Consider the following 460-nt stretch of genomic DNA (forward strand, 5'->3'; position numbering starts at 1 on the left):
GACTTCATCGAGTTGGTAGGCCTCTTGGAACCGTGTGATCATCGGCAGCATCGTGTGGGTTTCTGCCGAGTTTCCGGCAAACGCTCCAACATGTAGTGGAAAACCAGTGGCATCAGTAAGCAGCCCGACAAGGATTTGCGGCTCTATACGGCGCTCTTTGGAAAATCCGGGTTTGCGAAGCTCATCAGGAGTATCGGTTTCGAAGTACAAGGTGGTCACGTCGTACAAGATGAATGTGCCTGGACCGATACCTGCATGATGCGCCAGCACTTGGGTTAATCCTTCGCCGAAGGCATCTGTAGCAAAGCCAGGTAGTCGGCGTTTAATCGTGGCGTAGCTTGCGCTTGTCACCCCAACTTCAGCCAGGGTTTCAATCGAATCAAACTTCGAACCAGGATTAATCAACCGAGCGCGCACCAGATCCCGAAACACCTGATCATCACCAGTTGCTACAGCAAGA

General features: G+C 52.2%; 1 pseudogene. It reads right to left on the reverse strand.

Annotation, left to right across the window (positions count from 1 at the left end):
* A pseudogene (locus QKE52_RS13335) lies at positions 1-460 on the reverse strand (transposase); the annotation flags it as partial.

The organism is Corynebacterium sp. c25Ua_47 (genome assembly GCF_039907205.1).
Lineage (GTDB): Bacteria > Actinomycetota > Actinomycetes > Mycobacteriales > Mycobacteriaceae > Corynebacterium > Corynebacterium hiratae.